At 67.2% G+C, this 22,177-nt stretch carries 19 protein-coding genes; 7 read left to right on the forward strand and 12 right to left on the reverse strand.

Features of this window, described 5'->3' with window-relative positions; all coding sequences use genetic code 11:
- Positions 1-283 precede the first annotated feature (283 nt).
- Both ACDI39_RS03630 and ACDI39_RS03635 read right to left on the reverse strand, forming a co-directional pair.
- On the reverse strand, positions 284-1,435 hold the full coding sequence (locus ACDI39_RS03630; RefSeq protein ID WP_486537672.1) for an acyl-CoA dehydrogenase family protein: 1,152 nt from the start codon (positions 1,433-1,435) through the stop codon (positions 284-286).
- A gap of 16 nt (positions 1,436-1,451) precedes the next feature.
- Positions 1,452-2,522, reverse strand: coding sequence for an enoyl-CoA hydratase/isomerase family protein (locus ACDI39_RS03635; RefSeq protein ID WP_253090797.1), 1,071 nt, complete (start codon positions 2,520-2,522; stop codon positions 1,452-1,454).
- 338 nt (positions 2,523-2,860) lie between these two features.
- Between ACDI39_RS03635 and ACDI39_RS03640 the strand changes: the two genes are divergently transcribed.
- The 5 genes from ACDI39_RS03640 to ACDI39_RS03660 all read left to right on the forward strand — a co-directional run bounded on the left by ACDI39_RS03640 (position 2,861) and on the right by ACDI39_RS03660 (position 11,187).
- Positions 2,861-3,709, forward strand: coding sequence for a helix-turn-helix transcriptional regulator (locus ACDI39_RS03640; RefSeq protein ID WP_368815706.1), 849 nt, complete (start codon positions 2,861-2,863; stop codon positions 3,707-3,709).
- A 68-nt stretch (positions 3,710-3,777) separates the two neighbouring features.
- Positions 3,778-5,268: an aldehyde dehydrogenase gene (locus tag ACDI39_RS03645; protein WP_225787829.1), complete on the forward strand. Its 1,491-nt coding sequence runs from the start codon at positions 3,778-3,780 to the stop codon at positions 5,266-5,268.
- Between the two features lie 22 nt (positions 5,269-5,290).
- Complete coding sequence (locus tag ACDI39_RS03650; RefSeq protein ID WP_225787828.1) at positions 5,291-6,673, forward strand: aspartate aminotransferase family protein; 1,383 nt, start codon at positions 5,291-5,293, stop codon at positions 6,671-6,673.
- A 222-nt stretch (positions 6,674-6,895) separates the two neighbouring features.
- Positions 6,896-8,035, forward strand: coding sequence for a MexC family multidrug efflux RND transporter periplasmic adaptor subunit (locus ACDI39_RS03655; protein WP_225787827.1), 1,140 nt, complete (start codon positions 6,896-6,898; stop codon positions 8,033-8,035).
- 17 nt (positions 8,036-8,052) lie between these two features.
- Complete coding sequence (locus tag ACDI39_RS03660) at positions 8,053-11,187, forward strand: multidrug efflux RND transporter permease subunit (protein ID WP_368815704.1); 3,135 nt, start codon at positions 8,053-8,055, stop codon at positions 11,185-11,187.
- Between the two features lie 110 nt (positions 11,188-11,297).
- Here the strand turns inward: ACDI39_RS03660 and ACDI39_RS03665 are convergent, their stop codons facing one another.
- The 3 genes from ACDI39_RS03665 to ACDI39_RS03675 form a co-directional block, all read right to left on the reverse strand.
- Positions 11,298-11,852, reverse strand: a complete 555-nt coding sequence (locus tag ACDI39_RS03665; RefSeq protein ID WP_486537676.1) for a TetR/AcrR family transcriptional regulator — start codon at positions 11,850-11,852, stop codon at positions 11,298-11,300.
- A gap of 188 nt (positions 11,853-12,040) precedes the next feature.
- On the reverse strand, positions 12,041-14,041 hold the full coding sequence (locus tag ACDI39_RS03670; RefSeq protein ID WP_253101435.1) for a peptidase U32 family protein: 2,001 nt from the start codon (positions 14,039-14,041) through the stop codon (positions 12,041-12,043).
- A 202-nt stretch (positions 14,042-14,243) separates the two neighbouring features.
- Positions 14,244-14,624: a RidA family protein gene (locus tag ACDI39_RS03675; RefSeq protein WP_225787823.1), complete on the reverse strand. Its 381-nt coding sequence runs from the start codon at positions 14,622-14,624 to the stop codon at positions 14,244-14,246.
- 170 nt (positions 14,625-14,794) lie between these two features.
- Here ACDI39_RS03675 and ACDI39_RS03680 point away from each other — a divergent pair, with 170 nt between their 5' ends.
- The gene (locus ACDI39_RS03680) at positions 14,795-15,490 is read left to right on the forward strand and encodes a tRNA (adenine(22)-N(1))-methyltransferase (protein ID WP_317235046.1); all 696 of its coding nucleotides are present in this window, start codon (positions 14,795-14,797) and stop codon (positions 15,488-15,490) included.
- A gap of 19 nt (positions 15,491-15,509) precedes the next feature.
- Here ACDI39_RS03680 and ACDI39_RS03685 read toward each other — a convergent pair whose 3' ends face one another.
- A complete protein-coding gene (locus ACDI39_RS03685) occupies positions 15,510-15,779 on the reverse strand; it encodes a DUF2790 domain-containing protein (RefSeq protein ID WP_253101438.1) in 270 nt (89 codons plus the stop codon).
- Positions 15,780-15,903: 124 nt separating this feature from the next.
- On the opposite strand from ACDI39_RS03685, the gene ACDI39_RS03690 reads away from it, so the two are divergent.
- Positions 15,904-16,836 (forward strand): LysR family transcriptional regulator, encoded by a 933-nt coding sequence (locus ACDI39_RS03690; protein ID WP_253101441.1) that lies wholly within the window; start codon positions 15,904-15,906, stop codon positions 16,834-16,836.
- A 22-nt stretch (positions 16,837-16,858) separates the two neighbouring features.
- On the opposite strand, the gene ACDI39_RS03695 is transcribed toward ACDI39_RS03690, so the two are convergent.
- The 6 genes from ACDI39_RS03695 to ACDI39_RS03720 form a co-directional block, all read right to left on the reverse strand.
- Entirely contained in the window at positions 16,859-17,185 is a 327-nt protein-coding gene (locus ACDI39_RS03695) for a hypothetical protein (RefSeq protein WP_225787820.1), read from the reverse strand.
- A gap of 200 nt (positions 17,186-17,385) precedes the next feature.
- Positions 17,386-18,678, reverse strand: a complete 1,293-nt coding sequence (locus ACDI39_RS03700) for an MFS transporter (RefSeq protein ID WP_225787819.1) — start codon at positions 18,676-18,678, stop codon at positions 17,386-17,388.
- Between the two features lie 377 nt (positions 18,679-19,055).
- Positions 19,056-19,223, reverse strand: coding sequence for a hypothetical protein (locus ACDI39_RS03705; protein ID WP_225787818.1), 168 nt, complete (start codon positions 19,221-19,223; stop codon positions 19,056-19,058).
- 186 nt (positions 19,224-19,409) lie between these two features.
- Entirely contained in the window at positions 19,410-20,432 is a 1,023-nt protein-coding gene (locus tag ACDI39_RS03710; protein WP_253080122.1) for a FecCD family ABC transporter permease, read from the reverse strand.
- On the reverse strand, positions 20,432-21,400 hold the full coding sequence (locus ACDI39_RS03715) for an ABC transporter substrate-binding protein (protein WP_253080121.1): 969 nt from the start codon (positions 21,398-21,400) through the stop codon (positions 20,432-20,434). The genes ACDI39_RS03710 and ACDI39_RS03715 overlap by 1 nt, the downstream gene beginning before the upstream one ends.
- Positions 21,397-22,173, reverse strand: a complete 777-nt coding sequence (locus tag ACDI39_RS03720) for an ABC transporter ATP-binding protein (protein WP_410045952.1) — start codon at positions 22,171-22,173, stop codon at positions 21,397-21,399. The genes ACDI39_RS03715 and ACDI39_RS03720 overlap by 4 nt, the downstream gene beginning before the upstream one ends.
- Between the last annotated feature and the right edge of the window lie 4 nt (positions 22,174-22,177).

Below are 22,177 nucleotides of genomic sequence, written 5' to 3' on the forward strand. Positions count from 1 at the left end.
ACCAATACCCAAAATAAAAGCTGGCAACGACCTGGCGACCGGCAACGGCCAGCACTGGGCGCGGGGTGCGACCGGTGTGGTTGGCGTGGTTGCGAAGGCTGTGGGTCATGATGCTCTCCAGTGAATGGTCCCGAGCTTACTGCACCTTTAGCGTTGCGTTCAATGGATAAATGCTATGGCGTTGATTGGCAGCTGCAAGCTGCAAGAAAAAGCAGACGGCGCCTGTACGAGCCGAGCACAGCCCTGACATTCTGCGCCGATCAGCTTGTAGCTTGCAGCTCGGTTAAAGCGGGTAGTGCTTCAGCTCCCGCGCGATCAGCATCCGCTGGATCTCGCTCGAGCCTTCGTAGATCTGGGTGATCCGCGCGTCCCGGTAGTAGCGCTCCACCGGATAGTCCTCCAGGTAGCCATACCCGCCATGCACCTGGATCGCCATGGAACACACCCGCTCGGCCATCTCAGAGGCGAACAGCTTGGCCTGGGACGCCTCGGACAGGCATGGCTTGCCGGCACTGCGCAGGCGCGCGGCATGCAGGATCAGCAAGCGTGCGGCATTGACCTGGACCTGCATGTCGGCCAACAGGTTGGCGATGCTCTGGTGCTCGGCGATCGGCTTGCCGAACTGCACGCGATCGCGGGCGTAGGCCAAGGCCGCCTCGAACGCGGCACGGGCGATCCCCAGCGCCTGGGCGGCGATGCCGATGCGCCCACCCTCGAGGTTGGACAGGGCGATGGCCAGGCCCTTGCCGCGCTCGCCGAGCAGGTTGGCGGCGGGAATGCGGCAGTCGTCCAGGGTCACCGCGCAGGTGTCGGAGGCGCGGATGCCCATCTTGTGCTCGCTGCGGTCGACCTTGAAGCCCGGGTTGTCGGTGGGTACCAGGAAGGCCGACAGGCCCTTCTTGCCCAGCTCCGGGTCAGTGACCGCGAAGACGATCGCCAGCCCCGCGCGGCGGGCATTGCTGACGAACTGCTTGGTCCCGTTGATCACCCAGTGGCCATCCACCAGCTCGGCGCGGGTCCGCAGGTTGTGGGCCTCGGAGCCGGCCTGGGGCTCGGTCAGGCAGAAACAGCCGATCACCTCGCCACTGGCCAGGCGTGGCAGCCAGGCCTGCTGCTGCTCGGGTGTGCCGTAGGCCAGCAGCGGGCCGCACCCCACCGAGTTGTGGATGCTCATCAGGGCACCGGTGGCACCATCGCCTGCCGCGATTTCCTCCACCGCCAGGGCGTAGGCGACATAGTCGGTGTAGCTACCGCCGAAGTCCTCCGGCACGATCATGCCGAGCAGGCCCAGCTCACCCATCTTGCGCACCACGCCATCGTCGATCCAGCCGGCCTTCTCCCAGGCCTGGGCATGGGGCGCGATCTCGCCACGGGCGAAGTCCCGGGCCATGTCGCGGATCATGATCTGTTCTTCGCTCAGTTCCACGTCTTGCATCTGTGTACTCCCCGGCTCACAGGCCTTCGAAGAATTGTTCGACCCGCTGGCGCGTCAGCCCGGCGAGGGTCGGCGGGTTCCAGCGTGGCTGCTTGTCCTTGTCGATGATCAGGGCGCGCACGCCCTCGATGATGTCGCCATGCGCGAACCACTGGCGATCCAGGTGCAGTTCCATGGCGAAGCACTCCTCCAGGCCCAGGTGCCGGCCACGGCGCAGCATCTCCAGGGTAACCGCCATGGCCAGGGGCGAGCGGCTTTCCAGCTGGTCGGCAGTGGCCAGGGCCCAGGGATGGCTGTCGCCGATGCTCACGGCGCGCAGTTGCTCGATGATGCTGGGCAGGTCGGGCAGGGCGAAGAAGTGGTCGATCACCGGGCGCAGCTTGGCCAGGGGCGCATCGTCCAGCACCTGGGTGCCGAGCTTGGCGAGCAGCCCCTGCAAGTCCTTGAGCGGATGGTCGCTGAAGCTCAGGCGGTCGAGGGCGGCATCCAGGGCGGTGATCTTCTCGCTGGGCAGGTACCAGTCGGCCAGGCCGCAGTACAACGCATCGGCAGCCTGGACCTGGGTACCGCTGACCCCGAGGTAGGTACCCAGCTCCCCTGGCAGGCGCGAGAGGAAGTAGCTGCCGCCTACGTCGGGGAAGTAGCCGATGGCCACCTCCGGCATGCCCAGGCGGCTGCGTTCGGTGACCACGCGCAGGTCGGCGCCCTGGGCCAGGCCCATGCCGCCGCCCAGGGTGAAGCCGTCCATCAGCACCAGCACCGGCTTGCGGTAGCGGTGGATGCACAGGTCCAGGGCGTATTCCTCGACGAAGAAGGTGCTGTGCAAGGCATTGCCGGCCTTGAAGCTGTCGTGCAGCGAGCGGATGTCGCCACCGGCGCAGAAGCCCTTGGGGCCTTCGCCGCGCAGCACCACGGCATGCACCTGCGGATCCTGCGCCCAGTGGTCGAAGTGCTGCCGCAGGCTGCGCACCATGTCGAGGGTCAGGGCATTGAGGCCGGCGGGGCGGTTGAGGGTGAGGTGGCCAATGTGGTTGCGAACTTCGGCCAGGACATGCTCCGTTGCCGAGGTTTGAGCGTGCGCGGTCATCGCGTTCTCCCTGCTTTGTTATTGATTTTCCAAGTGAAGTCTGGAGTTCGCTGGAGGATCGCAGGATCCTGGCATGCGAATTTGCGCGGCACAATCGGCAAATCTGCAGGGTGTTCCTGCATTTTTGCCTTATGGGTGCCGCCTCCGGACCGGGTATTGCCACTTTAGCCCTGTGACACGGGCGAACAAGGTACTACTTTCGTGGATAGGCCATCGGGATGGCAGGCTGCTCCGTTCGATCGGAGCGGCCTGCGCCGGCTCACCCTGAAGGGTGATGGTCGAGCCGTGCGCTGCGTGAAACAATCCTGGCCACGATAACCCTGGCGGGGAACAAGAACATGAGCAAAGACCGGCTGAAATCGCCCGACTGGTACGCGCAGATGGCCCGTGTCATCGATGCCATCGGTACGCCCGGCTTCGTCGAGGCCCTGTTCGCCGCGCTCAACTGCCTGGCCCCCTCCCAGGCCATCACCGTCTTCCTCTACCCACGCAAGGGGCTGCCTTCGGCGCTGTTCGAGAAGGACGAAGAAGGGCCCTGGCTGCCCGAGGGCAATGTGCAGAAGTACCTCGACGGCTACTACCTGCTGTGCCCGTTCTACCGCGCCTGCATGGACGGCATCGCACCCGGTTGCTATCGCCTGAGCGATGTCGCCCCCGACCATTTCAAGCGCAGCGAGTACTACCTGTCGTTCTACCAGCACGCACACCTGGAGGACGAACTCAACTACATCGTCCCCCTCGGTGCGCACCTGTCCATCGCTGTGGCCCTGGGCAGCACCCGGCGCCTGGCCAGCCAGCAGGTCGGCGATCTCAAGTGCGTGGCCCCCTGGGTGCAGGCGGTGGTGCAGCGGCACTGGGGGCACCTGGATGCCGACGCGTTGGGTTGGCGCTTCGAAAGCGCCCTGGGCCGGCAGATCAACGCGGCGCTGAACAACTTCGGTTCGTCCTTGCTGACCGAGCGCGAGTGTCGCGTCGCCCAGTACCTGCTGCGCGGCCACTCGACCCGCTCCCTGGCCGAGCGCCTGGGCATCAGCGAAGACACGGTCAAGACCCACCGCAAGAACCTCTACACCAAGCTGGACATCGCCAAGCAGTCCGAGCTGTTCTCCTTGTTCATCGACGCCCTGGCCCAGGCCCAGGAAGGCTTGAGCAAGGACCCGCTGGAAAGTTACCTGCGAAGGCGCTGAGCCACCGCATCACCTTACCCGAACCACCACAACGACCGGCCGCCACGGCGGCCGGTAGGGAGTCCTGCGTGCATACATTGAGCGATTGGCAGCAGCGTGCTGCACGGCAAAGCTTCATCGACACGGCCCTGATCGACGGCCGCCCCGTGGCCGCCCGCTCGGGCGTCACCTTCGAGGCGATCAACCCGGCGACCAACCAGCTACTGGCCCAGGTCGCCGCCTGCGGCGAGGCGGAGATCGACCAGGCGGTGCGCGTGGCCCGTCGCGCCTTCGAACAGGGGCCTTGGGCACGCATGGCACCGACGGCGCGCAAGCGCGTACTGCTGCGCCTGGCCGAGCTGATGCTGGCCCACCGCGAGGAACTGGCGCTGCTCGATTCGCTGAACATGGGCAAGCCGGTGATGGATGCCTACAACATCGACGTGCCCGGCGCGGCCAATGTCTTCGCCTGGTACGGCGAGGCGCTGGACAAGCTCTACGACCAGGTGGCGCCCACCGCTGCCGATGCCCTGGCCACCATCACCCGTGAGGCCCTGGGTGTGGTCGGCGCGGTGGTGCCGTGGAACTTTCCGCTGGACATGGCCGCCTGGAAGGTCGCCCCGGCGCTGGCCGCCGGCAACAGCGTGGTGCTCAAGCCGGCCGAGCAATCGCCGTTCTCGGCCCTGCGCCTGGCCGAGCTGGCCCTGGAGGCCGGGCTGCCCGAGGGCGTGCTGAACGTGGTACCCGGCCTGGGCGAGCAGGCCGGGCGTGCGCTGGGCCTGCACCCGGACGTGGATTGCCTGGTGTTCACCGGCTCCACCCAGGTGGGCAAGTACTTCATGCAGTATTCGGCGCAATCCAACCTCAAGCAGGTGTGGCTGGAATGCGGCGGCAAGAGCCCGAACCTGGTGTTCGACGACTGCCGCGACCTGGACCTGGCGGCCGAAAAGGCGGCCTTCGGCATCTTCTTCAACCAGGGCGAGGTGTGCTCGGCCAACTCCCGGCTGTACGTGCAGCGCTCGATCCACGACGCATTCGTCGAGCGCCTGCTGGCCAAGGCCCGCGACTGGCTGCCGGGCGACCCGCTGGACCCGGCCAGCCGCGCCGGGGCCATCGTCGATGCCGGGCAGAGCGCCCGTATCTGCGCCGCCATCGAACAGGCCAGGGCCGACGGTGCACGCCTGCTGTGCGGCGGTGAGCGCCTGCGTATCAACGGCTCGGACAACTTCATCGCCCCGACCGTGTTCAGCGACGTGCAGCCGGGCATGGCCCTGGCCCGCGAGGAGATCTTCGGCCCGGTGCTGGCGATCAGCGCCTTCGACGACGAGGACGAAGCCGTGCGCCAGGCCAACGACAGCGTCTACGGCCTGGCCGCCTCGGTGTGGAGCGACGACCTCAACCGTGCCCACCGCGTGGCTCGGCGCCTGAAGGCCGGCACCGTGTCGGTCAACACCGTCGATGCCCTGGACGTGGCGGTGCCCTTCGGCGGCGGCCGCCAGTCCGGCTTCGGTCGCGACCTCTCGCTGCACGCCTTCGACAAATACACCCAACTGAAGACCACCTGGTTCCAACTGCGCTGATACCCCTCCACGGAGAACAACAATGAACGCTTCTTTCCAGCCTCAACGCGAAACCCGTGACTACCAGTCCGCCGACGCCGCCCACCACATCCATGCCTTCCTCGACCAGAAGGCGCTCAACGCCGAAGGCCCACGGGTCATCGTCCGTGGCGAGGGCCTGCACCTGTGGGACAACGACGGCAAGCGCTACCTGGACGGCATGTCCGGCCTGTGGTGCACCCAGCTCGGCTACGGCCGCAAGGACCTGACCGCCGCCGCTGCCGCGCAAATGGACCAGTTGCCGTACTACAACATGTTCTTCCACACCACTCACCCGGCGGTGATCGAACTGTCCGAACTGCTGTTCAGCCTGCTGCCGGGGCACTACAGCCACGCGATCTACACCAACTCGGGCTCCGAATCCAACGAGGTGCTGATCCGTACCGTGCGCCGCTACTGGCAGGTGGTTGGCCAGCCGAGCAAGAAGATCATGATCGGCCGCTGGAACGGCTACCACGGCTCGACCCTGGCGGCCACTGCGCTGGGCGGAATGAAGTTCATGCACGAGATGGGTGGCTTGATCCCTGACGTTGCGCACATCGACGAGCCGTACTGGTACGCCGAAGGGGGCGACCTGAGCCCGGCCGAGTTCGGTCGCCGCTGTGCTTTGCAACTGGAGGAGAAGATCCTCGAGCTGGGCGCCGAGAATGTCGCCGGCTTCATCGCCGAGCCGTTCCAGGGCGCCGGTGGCATGATCTTCCCGCCGGAAAGCTACTGGCCCGAGATCCAGCGCATCTGCCGCCAGTATGACGTGCTGCTGTGCGCCGACGAGGTGATCGGCGGCTTCGGCCGTACCGGCGAATGGTTCGCCCACCAGCACTTCGGCTTCGAGCCGGACACCCTGTCCATCGCCAAGGGCCTGACCTCCGGCTACGTGCCCATGGGCGGGCTGGTGCTGAGCAAGCGCATCGCCGAGGCGCTGGTGGAGCGGGGCGGGGTGTTCGCCCACGGCCTGACCTATTCCGGCCACCCGGTGGCGGCGGCGGTGGCCATCGCCAACCTCAAGGCCTTGCGCGACGAAGGCATCGTGCGCCGGGTCAAGGACGATACCGGCCCCTACCTGCAGCGTTGCCTGCGCGAGGTGTTCGGCGAGCATCCGCTGATCGGCGAGATCCAGGGCACCGGGCTGGTGGCGGCGCTGCAGTTCGCCGAGGACAAGGCCACCCGCAAGCGCTACGCCAACGAGAACGACCTGGCCTGGCAGTGCCGGACCTATGGCTTCGAGGAAGGGGTGATCATTCGCTCGACCCTGGGACGGATGATCATGGCGCCGGCGCTGGTGGCCAGCCGCGGCGACATCGATGAGCTGGTGGAGAAGACCCGGATCGCCGTGGACCGTACCGCGCGGGGGCTGGGGCTGCTGTAAGAAGGGGCCGCTTCGCGGGCCATCGCCGGCAAGCCGGCTCCCAGATATAGGGCCACCCTGAAGTCGGGCGCTATCTCTGTTGGAAGCCGGCTTGCCGGCGATGGGCTGCAAAGCAGCCCAGCCTTCACAATTCTTCACAAATATATCAAATGAGACAAAATTGACTCATTGAGGTTTCACCCATATCATTCGGGCCGTTTTTATCGAAGGCTCGGGTGAATCATGAGCAATTTGCGTGCAATAGGGATGGCCGGCTGCCTGGCCATGACGGTCGTCCTGGCCGGCTGCGACCAGGCCGAAACGCCACCGGCGGCGGAAGTGGCCTATCCGGTGGAAACCGTCACGGTGGCCAGCGAGCCGCTGGCCCTGGCCTCGACCTTGCCAGGCCGGGTCGAACCGATGCGGGTGGCGGAAGTCCGCGCCCGGGTGGCCGGCATCGTCCTGCACAAGCGCTTCGAGGAAGGGGCCGACGTCAAGGCCGGGGACGTGCTGTTCCAGATCGACCCGGCACCGTTCAAGGCGGCCCTGTCGCGCGCCGAAGGCGAGCTGGCGCGGGCACGCTCGGTCATGCTCGAGGCCCAGGCCAGGGTGCGCCGCTACGCGCCACTGGTGAAGATCCAGGCGGTCAGCCAGCAGGACTTCGACACGGCCAGCGCCGACCTGCACAGCGCCCAGGCCACGGTGCGCTCGGCCCAGGCGGATGTCGAAAGCGCGCGCCTGAACCTGGGCTACGCCACGGTCAAGGCACCGATCTCCGGACGTATCGGCCGTGCCCTGGTCACCGAAGGGGCGCTGGTCGGGCAGGGCGATGCCACGCTGATGGCGCGCATCCAGCAGCTCGATCCGATCTACGTCGATTTCACCCAGCCGGCCGCCGAGGCCCTGCGCTTGCGCCAGGCGCTCAAGGACGGTGTGCTCGCCGCGGGCGACGACCAGGCGCTCAGCGTGCGGGTCGAGGGCACCGACTATGAGCGCCAGGGCTCACTGCTGTTCACCGACGTGGCGGTGGACCGTGGTACCGGCCAGGTGATCCTGCGGGGGCGCTTCGACAATGCCGACGGTATTCTCCTGCCCGGCATGTATGTGCGCGTGCGCACCCCGCAGGGCACCGACCACCAGGCCATCCTCGTGCCACAACGCGCCGTGCGGCGCGGCAGCGATGGCGAGGCACGGGTCATGCTGGTGGGGACCGACGGCCTGGCCGAGGCGCGCGAGGTGCGCACCGGCGCCATGCACGGCGCCCGCTGGCAGATCACCGAGGGCCTGCGCCCGGGCGACCAGGTCATCGTCGGCAGCCCGGCCGGTCTTGCGCCGGGCATGCCGGTGTCGCCGGCCCAGGTACAACAGGCCGCGGCGCGGTGAGGCGGGGGTAAGCACAAATGTCCAGGTTCTTCATCGAACGGCCGAACTTCGCCTGGGTCGTGGCGTTGTTCATTTCCCTGGCGGGCTTGCTGGTGATCCCGTCGTTGCCGGTGGCCCAGTACCCCAACGTGGCGCCGCCACAGATCACCATCACCGCCACCTACCCTGGCGCTTCGGCGAAAGTGCTCGTGGAGTCGGTGACCAGCATCATCGAGGAGTCGCTCAACGGCGCCAAGCACCTGCTGTACTTCGAATCCACCAACAACGCCAATGGCATCGCCGAGGTGGTGGTGACCTTCGAGCCCGGCACCGATCCGGAGCTGGCCCAGGTCGACGTGCAGAACCGCCTGAAGAAGGCCGAGGCACGCATGCCGCAGGCCGTGACCACCCAGGGTATCGAGGTGGAACAGACCAGCGCGGGCTTCTTGCTGGTCTATGCGCTGAGCTACAAGGAGGGCGCCGGTCGCAGCGACACCACAGCCTTGGGCGACTACGCCGCGCGCAACATCAACAACGAGCTGCGCCGGGTGCCGGGTGTCGGCAAGCTGCAGTTCTTCTCCTCGGAAGCGGCCATGCGCGTGTGGGTCGATCCGCAGAAGCTGGTGGGCTATGGCCTGTCCATCGACGACGTGGGCAACGCCATCCGTGGGCAGAACGTGCAAGTGCCCGCCGGCAGCTTCGGCAGCGCACCCGGCAGCAGCGAGCAGGAACTGACCGCGACCCTGGCGGTGCACGGCACCCTGGACGACCCCGAGGCCTTCGGCCGCATCGTCCTGCGCGCCAACCCGGACGGCTCCCAGGTGCGCCTGGCCGATGTGGCGCGCCTGGAGGTCGGCCTGGAGAGCTACAACTTCTCCTCGCGCCTCGATGGCAAGCCGGCGGTGGCCGGTGCGGTGCAACTGGCGCCGGGCGCCAACGCCCTGCAGACCGCCGCGCTGGTCAAGGAGCGCCTGGCCGAGCTGTCGGCGTTCTTCCCCGAGGGCGTCGAGTATTCCGTGCCCTACGACACCTCGCGCTTCGTCGACGTGGCCATCGAGAAGGTCATCCATACCTTGATCGAAGCCATGGTCCTGGTGTTCCTGGTGATGTTCCTGTTCCTGCAGAACATCCGCTACACCTTGATCCCGTCGATCGTGGTGCCGGTGTGCCTGCTCGGTACCTTGATGGTCATGAAGCTGCTGGGGTTCTCGGTGAACATGATGACCATGTTCGGCATGGTCCTGGCTATCGGCATCCTGGTGGACGACGCCATCGTGGTGGTGGAGAACGTCGAGCGGATCATGGCCGAGGAGGGCCTGGCACCCGGGGCCGCGACCATCAAGGCGATGGGGCAGGTGTCCGGGGCGATCATCGGCATCACCCTGGTGTTGGCGGCGGTGTTCCTGCCGCTGGCGTTCATGTCTGGCTCGGTGGGCGTGATCTACCAGCAGTTCTCCCTGTCCCTGGCGGTGTCGATCCTGTTTTCCGGGTTCCTGGCCCTGACCTTCACCCCGGCGTTGTGCGCCACGCTGCTCAAGCCGATCCCCCAGGGCCACCATGAGAAGCGCGGCTTCTTCGGCGCCTTCAACCGTGGGTTTGCCCGGCTGACCGAACGCTATTCGGGCATGAACAGCGCGCTGGTCAAGCGCGCCGGGCGCTACATGTTGGTCTATGCCGGGATCGTCGCCATGCTCGGCTACTTCTACCTGCGCCTGCCGGAGTCGTTCGTGCCGGTGGAGGACCAGGGCTATGCCATCGTCGACGTGCAGTTGCCGCCGGGCGCCAGCCGCGTGCGAACCGACGCCACCGGCCAGGCCCTGGAGCAGTTCCTGATGTCGCGCGAGGCGTTGGCGTCGGCTTTCCTGGTCAGCGGTTTCAGTTTCTCCGGCATGGGCGAGAACGCCGCATTGGCCTTCCCGACCTTCAAGGACTGGTCCGAACGCAGTGCCGAGCAATCGGCGGACGCCGAGGCGGCGGCGGTCAATGCGCACTTCGCCGGGCACGGCGACGGCACCATCACCGCGGTCAACCCACCGCCGATCGATGGCCTGGGCAATGCCGGCGGCTTCTCCCTGCGCCTGTTGGACCGTGGCGGGCTTGGCCGCGAGGCCCTGCTGGCGGCGCGTGACCGCTTGCTGGCGCAGGCCAACGGCAACCCGGTGATCCTCTACGCGATGATGGAAGGCCTGGCCGAGGCACCGCAACTGCGGCTGGAGATCGACCGGGAGAAGGCCCGCACCCTGGGCGTGACCTTCGAAACCATCAACAGCACGCTGTCCGCCGCCTTCGGCTCCCAAGTGATCAACGACTTCAGCAACGCCGGCCGCCAGCAGCGGGTGGTGGTGCAGGCCGAGCAGGGCGAGCGCATGACCCCGGAAAGCGTGCTGCGCCTCTATGCCCCCAATGCCGATGGCCAGCAGGTGCCGTTCAGTGCCTTCGTCAGTACCCGTTGGGAGGAGGGGCCGGTGCAGATCGTGCGCTACAACGGCTACCCGGCGATCCGCATCACCGGCGACGCGGCGCCGGGCTACAGCACCGGCCAGGCGATGGCCGAGCTGGAGCGTCTGGTCGGCGAGTTGCCGGAGGGCATCGGCTACGCTTGGACGGGCCTGTCGTACCAGGAGAAGGTCTCCAGCGGCCAGGCCAGCCAGTTGTTCGCCCTGGCCATCCTGGTGGTGTTCCTGTTGTTGGTGGCGCTGTACGAGAGTTGGTCGATCCCGCTGACGGTGATGCTGATCGTGCCGATCGGCGCCCTGGGCTCGGTGTTGGCGGTGATGGCCACCGGCCTGCCCAACGATGTGTACTTCAAGGTCGGCCTGATCACCATCATCGGCCTGGCGGCGAAGAACGCCATCCTCATCGTCGAGTTCGCCAAGGCGCTGCGGGAGCAGGGCCGTGGCCTGCGCGAGGCGGCCATCGAGGCTGCACGCCTGCGTTTGCGGCCAATCGTCATGACCTCCATGGCGTTCATCCTCGGCGTGGTGCCCCTGGCCATCGCCACCGGGGCCGGCGCAGCCAGCCAGCGGGCGATCGGCACCGGGGTGATCGGCGGCATGCTCAGCGCCACCTTGCTGGGGGTGGTGTTCGTGCCTATCTGCTTTGTCTGGGTATTGTCGCTGCTAAGGCGCAGGGGTGTGCAAAGCGAGCGTGCGACCGAGATCGAGCACCCGTAACGGCTCCTTTGGTTGGGAAATCCAACCGCTTCGGCCCCTGGACCTGGTGTTCAGGGGCCTTTTTTGTGCCTGGCAGTCTTTGCGGCTGCAAAGCAGCCCCATGCCCACCATCAAGCCCTGGCTTGCGCCCCTTGCAGGAACAATTGCTCCAGCGCCTGCGCCGAGTTGGCACTGGCCGCCCGCCCGCGCCGCTCGGCATCGACCATGCCGTAGATCATGCTGAGGAACATCTCGGTGAACACCGCCGCGCTGATGTCGATGCGCAGTGCCCCCAACTGCTGGGCACGCAGGAAGAAAGCGTCCATCGCCTGGGTGTAGGCACGCCAGCGCTGGTTGTCGCCGCCAAGCAGCGTGTCCGGGCGGTACTGGAACATCAGGAACACCTGCATCTCGCGGTGCTTGAGGTGTTCGGCGATCAGGTGGCGCAGCCCCGCCAGCGGATCGGCGTGCTCCAGGTCGGCCTTGCCGATGACCTCGTTGAGTACCTGCTCGCCGTGGTGCTCGAGCATGTTCACCAGGTTGTCGCGGGTGCCGCAGAAACGGTGCAGGGTGGCCTTGCTGACGCCGGCCGCTTCGGCCAGCGCCTTCAGGGTGGCCCGGGGGTGGACGACGAGGGCATGGGCCAATGCCTTGAGCAGGCGTTCGTCGTGGGGCGTGGGGTGCATCGGGAGGCCTCGCGTTGCTCGCATTCATCGCATTGTGCAGAAATTGCGGGTAGCTTCAACTCATTCGGGCAAGAAAGGTGTCATTTGAGACATTCTGGTTCCGTGCCTGGCCAAAAACGCAGGCATGGGGCTGGGGATTACCCAGCCCCATGCACAAGGCACTTTCAGTCAGCGCAGAACCCTGCGGCTCAATGCGGTGCGCGCACGATGGTCTTGAGCAGGTCTTCCGGGCTGATGTGCCCGACCACCTGGCCCACGGCGCTGCCCGGGGTCGGCAGGTCGAGGATGTGGTCCTTGATCTTGCCGATCACATGCATCTCGCAGGGCTTGCAGTCGAACTTCAGGGTCAGGACCTCATCGCCATGCACCAGTTGCATCGGCGCGACCTTGGTGCGCACGCCGGTGACGCCCTTGGCTTGCTTGGGGCAGAGGTTGAAGGAGAAACGCAGGCAGTGCTTGGTGATCATCACCGGCACTTCGCCGTGTTCCTCGTGGGCCTCGAACGCCGCGTCGATCAACTCCACCCCATGGCGCTGGTAGAAGTCGCGGGCCTTCTGGTTGTAGACGTTGGCCAGGAACGACAGGTGCGACTCGGGGTAGACCGGCGGTGGGTCGGTCTCGGCCTTGCGCCGGCCGCGAGGGTGGGCCTTGACCCGTGCCTCGGTCAGCGCCTCGATGGCCGAGCGGCGCAGGGCCTTGAGCTGCGAGTTGGGGATGAAGTACGCCTGGGGCGCGTCCAGCGCGATGGCGGTGGCGTGGTACTGGGTGGTGCCCAGTTGGCCGAGCAGGTCGTGCAACTGCTCGAGGGCCTGCTGCGGCTTGTTAGCCACCCCGAACGGGCCGTCCAGGGCGACCTGCACGCTGACACCTTCCTCGCTGGTGGCGGTCAGTTCCAGGCGCGCCTCGCGCAGCACGGCGTTCCAGGCCACGCCGACACGGCGCTCGGCAGAGGTGCGCAGCAGCGCCTGCTGCCAGTTGTGGTCCAGGTTGCGCGACAGCGGGTGGTTCGGGCGCAGACGGTGCAGGCCCTCGGGCATCTCGTTGGGCTCGACGCGGTAGCGGTAGCGCTTCTGGCCGTCTTCCTCGAATTCGCCCCTGGGCTCGGCGATGTTGGCACGAAAACCCACCACCTCGCGCTTGATCAGTACGTTGAGGCCGTCGCCGTTGGTCAGCGGCACCTCGGTGAGCACCTGCAGGTCGCGCTTGCCGACCTTTTCCACCACGCCCACCGGCAGGCCGGTGAAGGTCGGCGAGTCGAAGGCGCCGATGTCGATCTTGCGCGCACTGACGAAATAGTCGGTGCTGCCACGGTGGAAGGTCTTGTCCGGGTCTGGCACGAAGAAATGCTCGGTACGCCCGCTGGAGGCGCGGGCCAGGTCCGGGCGGTCGTCGAGGATGGCATCGAGCAGCTGGCGGTAATGGGCGGTGATGTTCTTCACGTAGCCCATGTCCTTGTAGCGGCCCTCGATCTTGAACGAGCGCACGCCGGCGTCCACCAGGGCGCGCAGGTTGGCGCTCTGGTTGTTGTCCTTCATCGACAGCAGGTGCTTTTCGAAGGCGACCACGCGGCCTTGGTCGTCCTTGAGGGTGTAGGGCAGGCGGCAGGCCTGGGAGCAGTCGCCGCGGTTGGCGCTGCGGCCGGTCTGCGCATGGGAGATGTTGCACTGGCCGGAGAAGGCCACGCACAGGGCGCCATGGATGAAGAACTCGATGGCCGCCTCGGTCTCGTCGGCGATGGCGCGGATCTGCTGCAGGTTCAGCTCGCGGGCCAGGACCAGCTGCGAGAAACCGGCCTGGTCGAGGAACCTGGCCCGCTCCAGGGTGCGGATGTCGGTCTGGGTGCTGGCGTGCAGCTCGATCGGCGGAATGTCCAGCTCCATCACCCCCAGGTCCTGGACGATCAGCGCGTCGACGCCGGCGTCGTACAGCTGCTGGATCAGCTGGCGGGCCGGTTCGAGCTCGTTGTCGTGGAGGATGGTGTTGAGGGTGGTGAATACCCGCGCGTGGTAGCGATGGGCGAACTCCACCAGTTGGGCGATATCGCTGACTTCGTTGCAGGCATTGTGGCGTGCGCCGAAGCTCGGGCCGCCGATATAGATGGCATCCGCGCCGTGCAGGATCGCCTCGCGGGCGATGGCCACGTCACGGGCAGGGCTGAGCAGTTCCAGGTGGTTCTTTGGAAGGGACATGTCGTTATGTTCGGGCTGTCACGGTCAAGGCGCGCATTGTAGCGGCGAAATGGCCCGGCGGCATCCTTGGCCTGCCCGGTGGGCCCGCGGCGGCTGCGCAGCCGATCGCCGGCAAGCCGGCTCCCACACGATCCTGCCGACCCCATCACAGGTGATCGACTCGGACCAGGGAGCGGGCTTGCCCGCGAACAAGGCGCGCAATTCAGGCCTTGGCCGCCATCGCGGTCACTTCCACGCGCATGCCCTCATAGGCCAGCGACGCCACGCCGACGGCAGCGCGTACCGGCCAGGGCTTGGCGAAGAAGCGTTGGTAGACCTCGTTGAACGCCGCGCGGTCGGCCATGTCGGTCAGGTAGATGGTCAGGTGCAGCACCCGGTCCATCGAACTGCCGGCGCGCTCCAGGGCGTCCTTGAGCGATTGCAGGGTGCATTCGCTCTGCTCGACGATACCGCCCAGCTCGAGGCTGCCGTCGGCTCGGGTGGGGACCTGGGTGGTCACCAGCAGGCCGTTGAAGTCGGCGACATCGGAAGAGATGGAAGCCGGGTCGGTGTCGGGGATGAAGGTGATATCTGCGTTTGCCATGGGGGTTGAACCTTGCAACGGAAGGAAACCCGCAAGCCTACGCGAGCGGCCAGGGCGGGTCGAGCGCTGGCCCCGGTCGCCAGGATTTGAAATGCACGGCATTGGCCGTCAGAATCGCGGCCCGATCCGGCCGAGCGTGCCGGGTGCTTGTCGTGAAGAAGGGGCGAGGGTTGAACGAACAGACATTGTCGATGCGCCTGGAGCGCGTGGCCGCGCACGTGCCGGCCGGAGCGCGCCTGGCCGATATCGGCTCGGACCATGGCTACCTGCCCGTGGCCTTGATGTTGCGTGGGCATATCGAGGCCGCCGTGGCCGGCGAGGCGGCGCTCACGCCGTTTCGCTCCGCCGAGCGCAAGGTGCGCAAGAACGGCCTGGACGACAGGATCAGTGTGCGCCTGGCCGACGGCCTGGAGGCCATCGAGCCGCAGGATCGCATCAGCACCATCAGCCTCTGCGGCATGGGCGGCGAGAAGATCCGCGAGATCCTCGAGCGCGGCAAACATCGCCTGAGCGGTCGGGAGCGCCTGGTCCTGCAGCCCAACGTGCGCGAAGGGACCCTGCGCGAATGGCTGATGGAAAACGGCTACCGCATCCTTTGCGAGGAGTTGCTGGAGGAAAACGAATTCACCTACGAGATCATCGTGGCCGAGCGTTGCACAGCGGTGGCGTACTCCCCCCAGGAGTTGTATTTCGGCCCCTTGCTGATGCAGCAGCGCAGCCCGGCGTTCCTCGCCAAATGGGGCCTGAACCTCAAGCGCAAGCGGCGGGTCATGGCGCATTTCGCCCGTGCGCGACAGGCGGTGCCGCAGGAGAAGGCGCAGGAAGTGGCGATGCAGGTGCGGTGGATCGAGCAGTTACTGGCGTGAAGCGGCGGGCGGCAGGGTGTCAGAGCTGCGAGCAGTTGCCCATTTCCCGGTAGTCGATCTCGCGGGTCTGGCCTTGATGGTCGACATACACCATGTGCGCGGTGCCCACCTGGCAATCGGCGGCATTGCTGGCGGGGGTGATGGAAACGACCTTGGCGATGTCCAGCGGCATGCCGTATTCGTAGGTCTCGCTGCTGGCGGTGACCGGCGGGTTGACGGCCTGCTCGGCAAAGGCCCCGAACGAGGCAAGGGAGGCGAACAGGGCAAGGAAAGCGATCGAGCGTTTCATGATGGGCTCCTTATCTTGAATGTATGACTAATGATGTATTCATTGGTCATTCACAATAAATGGGCTATTTCGTGATAGATTCCTGCCCGGAATGTACGAATAGGCCTGAGGGAGCGACGCAATCATGGATATGCTGCATGCCATGCGAACCTTTGCCCGGGTGGTGGAGTGCGGCAGTTTCGCCGCGGCCGCCAACGCCCTGGACATCTCGGCGGCGCAGGTGTCGCGGATCGTCGCGGAGCTGGAAAGCCAACTGCAGACGCGCCTGTTGCACCGCACCACCCGCCGGCTGCGCATGAGCGAGGCGGGCGAGCGCTTCCTCGAGCGCTCGCGGCAGATCATGCTGCTGACCGAGGAGGCCGTCGACGAAGCGCGTGGCGCCCACCTCACGCCCCGTGGCCACCTGCGTTTCCACTGCACCCACGGCCTGGGCCTGCTGATGATGCCGCTGGTCGCCCGCTACAACGCATCCTGCCCCGAGGTGGTGATGGAGCTGACCCTCTCCCAGCGCAATCCGGACCCGCTGGCGGAGGGGCACGACGTGGTGATCACCATGGGCCAGGGCCTGCCGGACTCCCAACTGATCGCCATCCCCCTGGGCAGCATCTACAGCATCCTCTGCGCCTCGCCGGACTACCTGGCCCGCCACGGGGTCCCCAAGCGGCCGGAAGACCTGCACCAGCACATCTGCCTGCGCACCGTGGACCCGTTGTTCGAAGAGGACTGGGCGTTCGGCCAGGCGCCGGAGAGCTGCGTGATCGTGCCCCAGGACACCTTCCTCACCAATGTGGCCGATGCCATGCTCAAGGCCACCGAGTTGGGGATGGGGGTGGGCCTGCTGCCGTACTACTCGGCCAGCCTGGCCATCGAGGAGGGGCGCCTGTGCCGTTTGCTGGCGCCACACCGGCTGCGTCAGCGGGAGATCTACGCGATCTATCCGTCGCGGCATTACCTGGATGCCAAGGTGCGCACCTGGCTGGACTTTCTCAAGGAGCAGTTGCCGCTGCTGTTCGCGGAGCACGAGCGGGTGGTGGACGAGCCACGCTACTGGCGCTGAGCGCCGCCCCGCCCGCTAGCCATTAGCGGCTGTCCTGGTCCTCGGCGGTGCCGCCGGAGCTGCCGGCGCCCGAGCCGGTGGCTTCGCCCGTACTGCCCGAGCCACCCGTGCGGCCATCGACCGCGTCGGGCTGGCTAGCGCTGTCGCTGCTGTCGTTGCCCTGGGTGCCGCCGGGGGTATTGGTGCTGCTGCCTTCGCCAGCGGTGCTGCCTTTGGAGTGGTCGCCGGAGGCGTGTTCGGTCTGAGGCTGGGCGCCGGTGCCGTTCATGTCGGTGGCGGCGAGGCTGGCGGAGGAGGCGATACCCAGGCCGAGAGCGAGGAGGAAGGGGAGCGGACGAATACGGACCATGATGAATCTCCTGTGGGGATGATCGTCATTCGTTCGGCTGCCAGGGTGGGCGTGGGGTGCCCGCAGGGCGACGGGTGGTCATGCCAGTTGGGGTTGCGTTGCAGCCCATCGCCGGCGAGCCCCATGTGTGCTCGACGCCCTGTGGGAGCCGGCTTGCCGGCGATGGGCCGCAAAGCGGCCCCAGGAGCACCAAGCCCCGCTTACTTGACCGGCACAGGGCTTTCCCCACCCAGGGCCTGCGCCATCGGCGGATGCTCCTGCGCCGCGTGCATCAGGTCCTCCGTCACCCGCAGTTCGGCACCGGTCGGCGAGAAGGTCGTCGACGGGGCGAACGGGGCGGGGTGCTCGGGCGCCGGGCGCTTGCCGCGACGCCAGAGGAAGAAGGTCACCATGCACAGGTTGACCACCGCGAAGGCCCAGAACAGCCCAGCCTCGCCGTAGGAAGTCATCACCGGCGAGATGGCCAGCGGGCTCAGGGCCGAGCCCAGCGAGTTGATCAGCAGCAAGCCCTGGATCATCGGCACCAGCGCATCGGCCGGTGCCCGGTCGGCGGCATGGCTGACCGCCACCGGGTAGAGGGCGAACACGCCGCCGCCCAGCAGGAACAGCATGGCCGGCAGCAGCGCCGAAGCAGGCGGCAGCAGCACGATCACCACCGACAGCACCGTGCACAGCGCGCCCAGGGCGATCAGCACGTCCTGGCGGTCCTTGCGGTCGGACCAACGCCCCACCGGGTATTGCAGCAGCATCGCGCCGAGGATCACCCAGGCCATCATGTTGCCGACCTCGCCAACGTCCAGGCCGATGCGCTGCAGGTACAGCGGCAGCAGGGCATACACGGCGGCGATGGCGATCCCCGAGCCGAAACAGCCGACCAGCCCGGTAGGTGCCACCCCCAGCAACTGGCGGGGCTTGAGCGGCTCGACCTGCTCCAGCAGCGGCGACACCCGTGGCAGGATCACGATCGGCAACACCGACAGCGAGGCCAGCATGCCGGCGACCATGAACGGCGCGGTGTCGCCCCAGCCGGTGATCTCGCCCAAGGCCGCCTGGCCGAGCACGCCGGCGCCGTAGAAGGCGATCATGTACAGCGCCAGCAGGCGCCCGCGGATCTTCGCATCGCCGGCCAGCAGCAGCCAGCTCTCGATGACCAGGAACACACCGACCGAGGCCCAGCCGTTGACCAGGCGCAAGGCGAACCACCAGGTGGTGTCGTAGAACAGGCCCTGCAGGAGGATGGTCGCGGCGATCAGCGAGGCGAAGCTGGTGTAGGCGCGGATGTGGCCGATGCGCAGGATCAGCCGGTCGTTGAAGATCGCCCCGAGGGTCAGGCCGATGAAGTAGGCCGACGAGACGATGCCGATCATCGTCGCCGATTCGCCGGCTGCGCCCAGGCGCAGGGTGGTCAGGGAGGACAGGAAGCCATTGCCCAGGGCAACGATAAACAACCCGAGCAGGGGTGCCAGCGCCATGGCCAGCAGACGCGCAGACATAGGTACCTCAAAGTATTCGAAAAGCGGTATAGGCGCCTTTTCGTGCCTGCATGCCTGGCCGGGGAGGATGCGACCAGGGCAAGACTCAACCGCTGGCACCTGGGGAAGGTGGCCGGGCGGGGCGGTTGAGCCTGTTGCACATGCGCGATCATGTGTTCAGGCGTGGACGCTGTCGTTGCTGCGGGTTGCCACCGTACGAGGCGACGGGTGAAAAGGCGGCGCGATTCTATGCCTTGCGCGGGATTTGCCCAAGGGGCCTGGGCCTGCGGCGAAACGACGCAGCCCTGTGCGTGGGGTGTCGAGGCGGCCCCTTCGCGGGCAAACCTACGAAGGGGCCGGTCAGGGCAACGCATTCACCGGTGACGGGCCCGACGCCATCAGGCCCCGGATTCCGGATCACTGGCCGGCACGCCAGGCCGGTCCTCTTCTTCGGTCAGGTTGGGGTCGACATCGGGATCGTCGGCCCGGTCATTGCGTTTTTCGGGATCGAGTTCTGGCCAGTCGTCCTGGGCGCTGCCACCACCCATTCGCAGTGTCTCGTTCATGACGGCTTCCTCGGCTTGGCTTCGATGGGAAAAGACCTGCCGGCGGGCGGGCCGGAAACAGGCGCGAGGGGCGAAGCCACTGACCACCCCTCATGGCATCAGAGCGGCGCAAGGCGGCTGTCGATCCCTGCCCGGGCCTGCGGCACCGACCAACGGCGCTCACGCCCGTGCGATCGACAGGGCATGTCAGGGCCTGCGACGTAACAGGATGATGAAGAAAAGCCCGCCGATGGCCGCGGTGGCGATGCCGATGGGCAGGTCCTGGGGGGCGATCAGGGTGCGTGCGCCCATGTCGACCCAGACCACGAACAGCGCACCGAGCACGGCGCAGGCCGGCAGCAGGCGGCGATGCTCGGCGCCCACCAGCCAGCGGGCCACGTGGGGCAGCATCAGGCCGACGAAGCCGATCGCCCCGGACAGCGACACCAGCACGCCCGTGAGCAGGGCGCAGCCGACGAACACCTGGGCGCGCACCCGGCGGGTGTCGAAGCCGAGGCTGACGGCGGTCTGCTCCCCGCTCATCAGCGCATTGAGGGCGCGGGCCAGGCTGAGCAGCAAGAGGAAGCCGGCCAGCACACAAACGGCCGGCAGCCACAGCAGCGACCAGTGCGCCAGGCCCAGCCCGCCGAGCATCCAGAACATGACCGAGCTGGCGGCATGGGGATCGCCGGTGTAGAGCAGCAGGTTGGCCAGGGCCATGACCACGAAGGACACCGCTACCCCGGCCAGCAACAGCCGTTCGCTCTCCAGCCGGCCACGTCGGCTGGCCACCCCCAGCACCAGCAGCATGCTGCCCAGGGCGCCGATGAAGGCCGCCAGGGGCAGGCTCAAGGCACCGGCGAAGGGGCCAAGGAACAGCACCACCAGCACCGCGCCCAACACTGCACCGGAGCTGACCCCTAGCAGGTGCGGGTCGGCCAGTGGGTTACGCGTCACCGCCTGCAGGGCGCCGCCAACCAGGGCCAGGCCGGCGCCCACCAGCGCGCCGAGCACGACCCGTGGGGCGCGGATCTGCCAGACGATCTGCGCCTGTCCGCGGCTCCAGTCGCCGCCGTCGGCCAGGCCCAGTTGCTGCAGAACGATACCCAGCACCTTGGCCAGCGGCACCTGGGCAGCGCCGAAGCCCAGCGACAGCAGGCAGGAAAACACCAGCGCCGCCAGCAGTGCGACCAGCAACAGGCGATAGCCGGCAGGGCTACGCACCGGCATCAGCGCGGCGCCCCGGCGAACCGTTGCGGATGCAGCGCGGCGGCCAGGTGCTCGATGGCAACGGCGTTGTCCACCGAGGGCGTGACCTGCAGGTACGACAGCACCACGAAGCGCCGTTCGCGAATCGCCTTCACCTCGCCGAGGGCCGGGTGCTTGAGGAGGACGTCGCGCTTGTGCTGCCAGAGGGTGGGGCCGTAGTCGACGATGACGATCACCTCCGGGTCGCGTTCGACCAGGCTTTCCCAACTGACCTCGGTCCAGCTGGCGTTGACATCGGCCATCACATTCTCGCCACCGGCCGCCTCGATCAGCGCCTGGGGCATGCCCAGGCGGCCGGAGGTGGTCGGGCGGTCCTCGCCGCTGTCGTAGAGGAACACCCGGGGCTTGCGCTGCACCTCGCCAAGTTGGGCCGTCACCCGGGCGATGCGCTGGCGCAGTTGGCCGATCAAAGCCTGGGCCTGGGCGGGCACGGCGAAGATCCTGCCGAGGTTGTCCAGGTCCCGGTACAGGTCCTCCAGGCTGGCCTGGCGCTGGGGCATGATCCGCGCACAGGATTCGCTCAGCTCGTAGACCGGGATGCCGAAGGGCGCCAGCGTCTGTGGCGTGACCGGCCCGCCCACGTGCATGCCGTAACTCCAGCCGGCGAACAGGAAGTCGGCGTCCACGTCCAGCAGGTTTTCCAGCGATGGGTAACGTGCCGCCAGTTCCGGCAGGCCGGCCAGGGCCTGGCGCATCGACGGGTCGAGGTTCTTCCAGCCGCTGATGCCGCTGTAGCCGACCATGCGCTCGCGCAGCCCCAGGGCCAGGAGCATGCCGGTGAGGTTGACGTCGTGGCTGACCGCCCTCTGTGGCGGCTGGGTGAAGGTCACGTCGCGGTCGCAACTGTGCACGGTCAGGGGAAAGTCGCTGGCCAGAGCGGCGAGGGGCAGGGCGGCCAGCAGGGCCAGGCAGGTGACGAAGCGTTTCATGCGGGGCTGATCCAGGTGATGCGCGGGTGGCAGGCGAGGGGATGACGATCGACCAGGGCGTGCACGCCGAACACCTGGGCCAGGCACTGTTCGGTCAGGACCTGCTGCGGCGTGCCATGGGCAACGATGCGGCCGGCCTCGATGACATACAGCCGGTCACAGAAGGCGGCGGCCAGGTTCAGGTCATGGAAGCTCGCCAGCAGGCTCAGCCCGGTACCGCGCATGTGCTCGAGCAGGGCCAGTTGGTAGCGCGGATCGAGGTGGTTGGTCGGCTCGTCGAGGATCATCAGGCGCGGTTGCTGCACCCGTGCCCTGGCCAGCAGCACCCGCTGCTTTTCCCCGCCGGACAGGCTGGCGAAGCCCTGCTCGGCGCAGGCCAGCAGGCCCAGCTCGCGCAGGCAGGCATCGACCAGCGCCGCTTCGCTGTCGCCCTGGAACCAGCCCAGGTGCGGGGTACGGCCCATGGCGACGACATCGCGCACGCTCAGGCCGAAGTCCTCGGGAAACTCCTGCAGCATCACCGCGATGCGTTGTGCCACCCAGCGCGGCGGGCGCTGCCAGATGTCCTCGCCTTCTAGCGATACGCGGCCGCTGTCTGGCCGGGTGAAACGGTAGGCGCAGCGCAACAGGCTGGTCTTGCCGCTGCCGTTGGGGCCTATCAGGCCGACGAACTCGCCAGGGCCGACCTCAAGGTCGATGCCGTCGAGCAGCCGGCGTTCGCCGGGTGACGGTGACCAGTGCAGGCCTTCGATGCGCAGGGTAGGCAAAGACATGGGT

The organism is Pseudomonas sp. Tun-23181 (assembly GCF_057415455.1).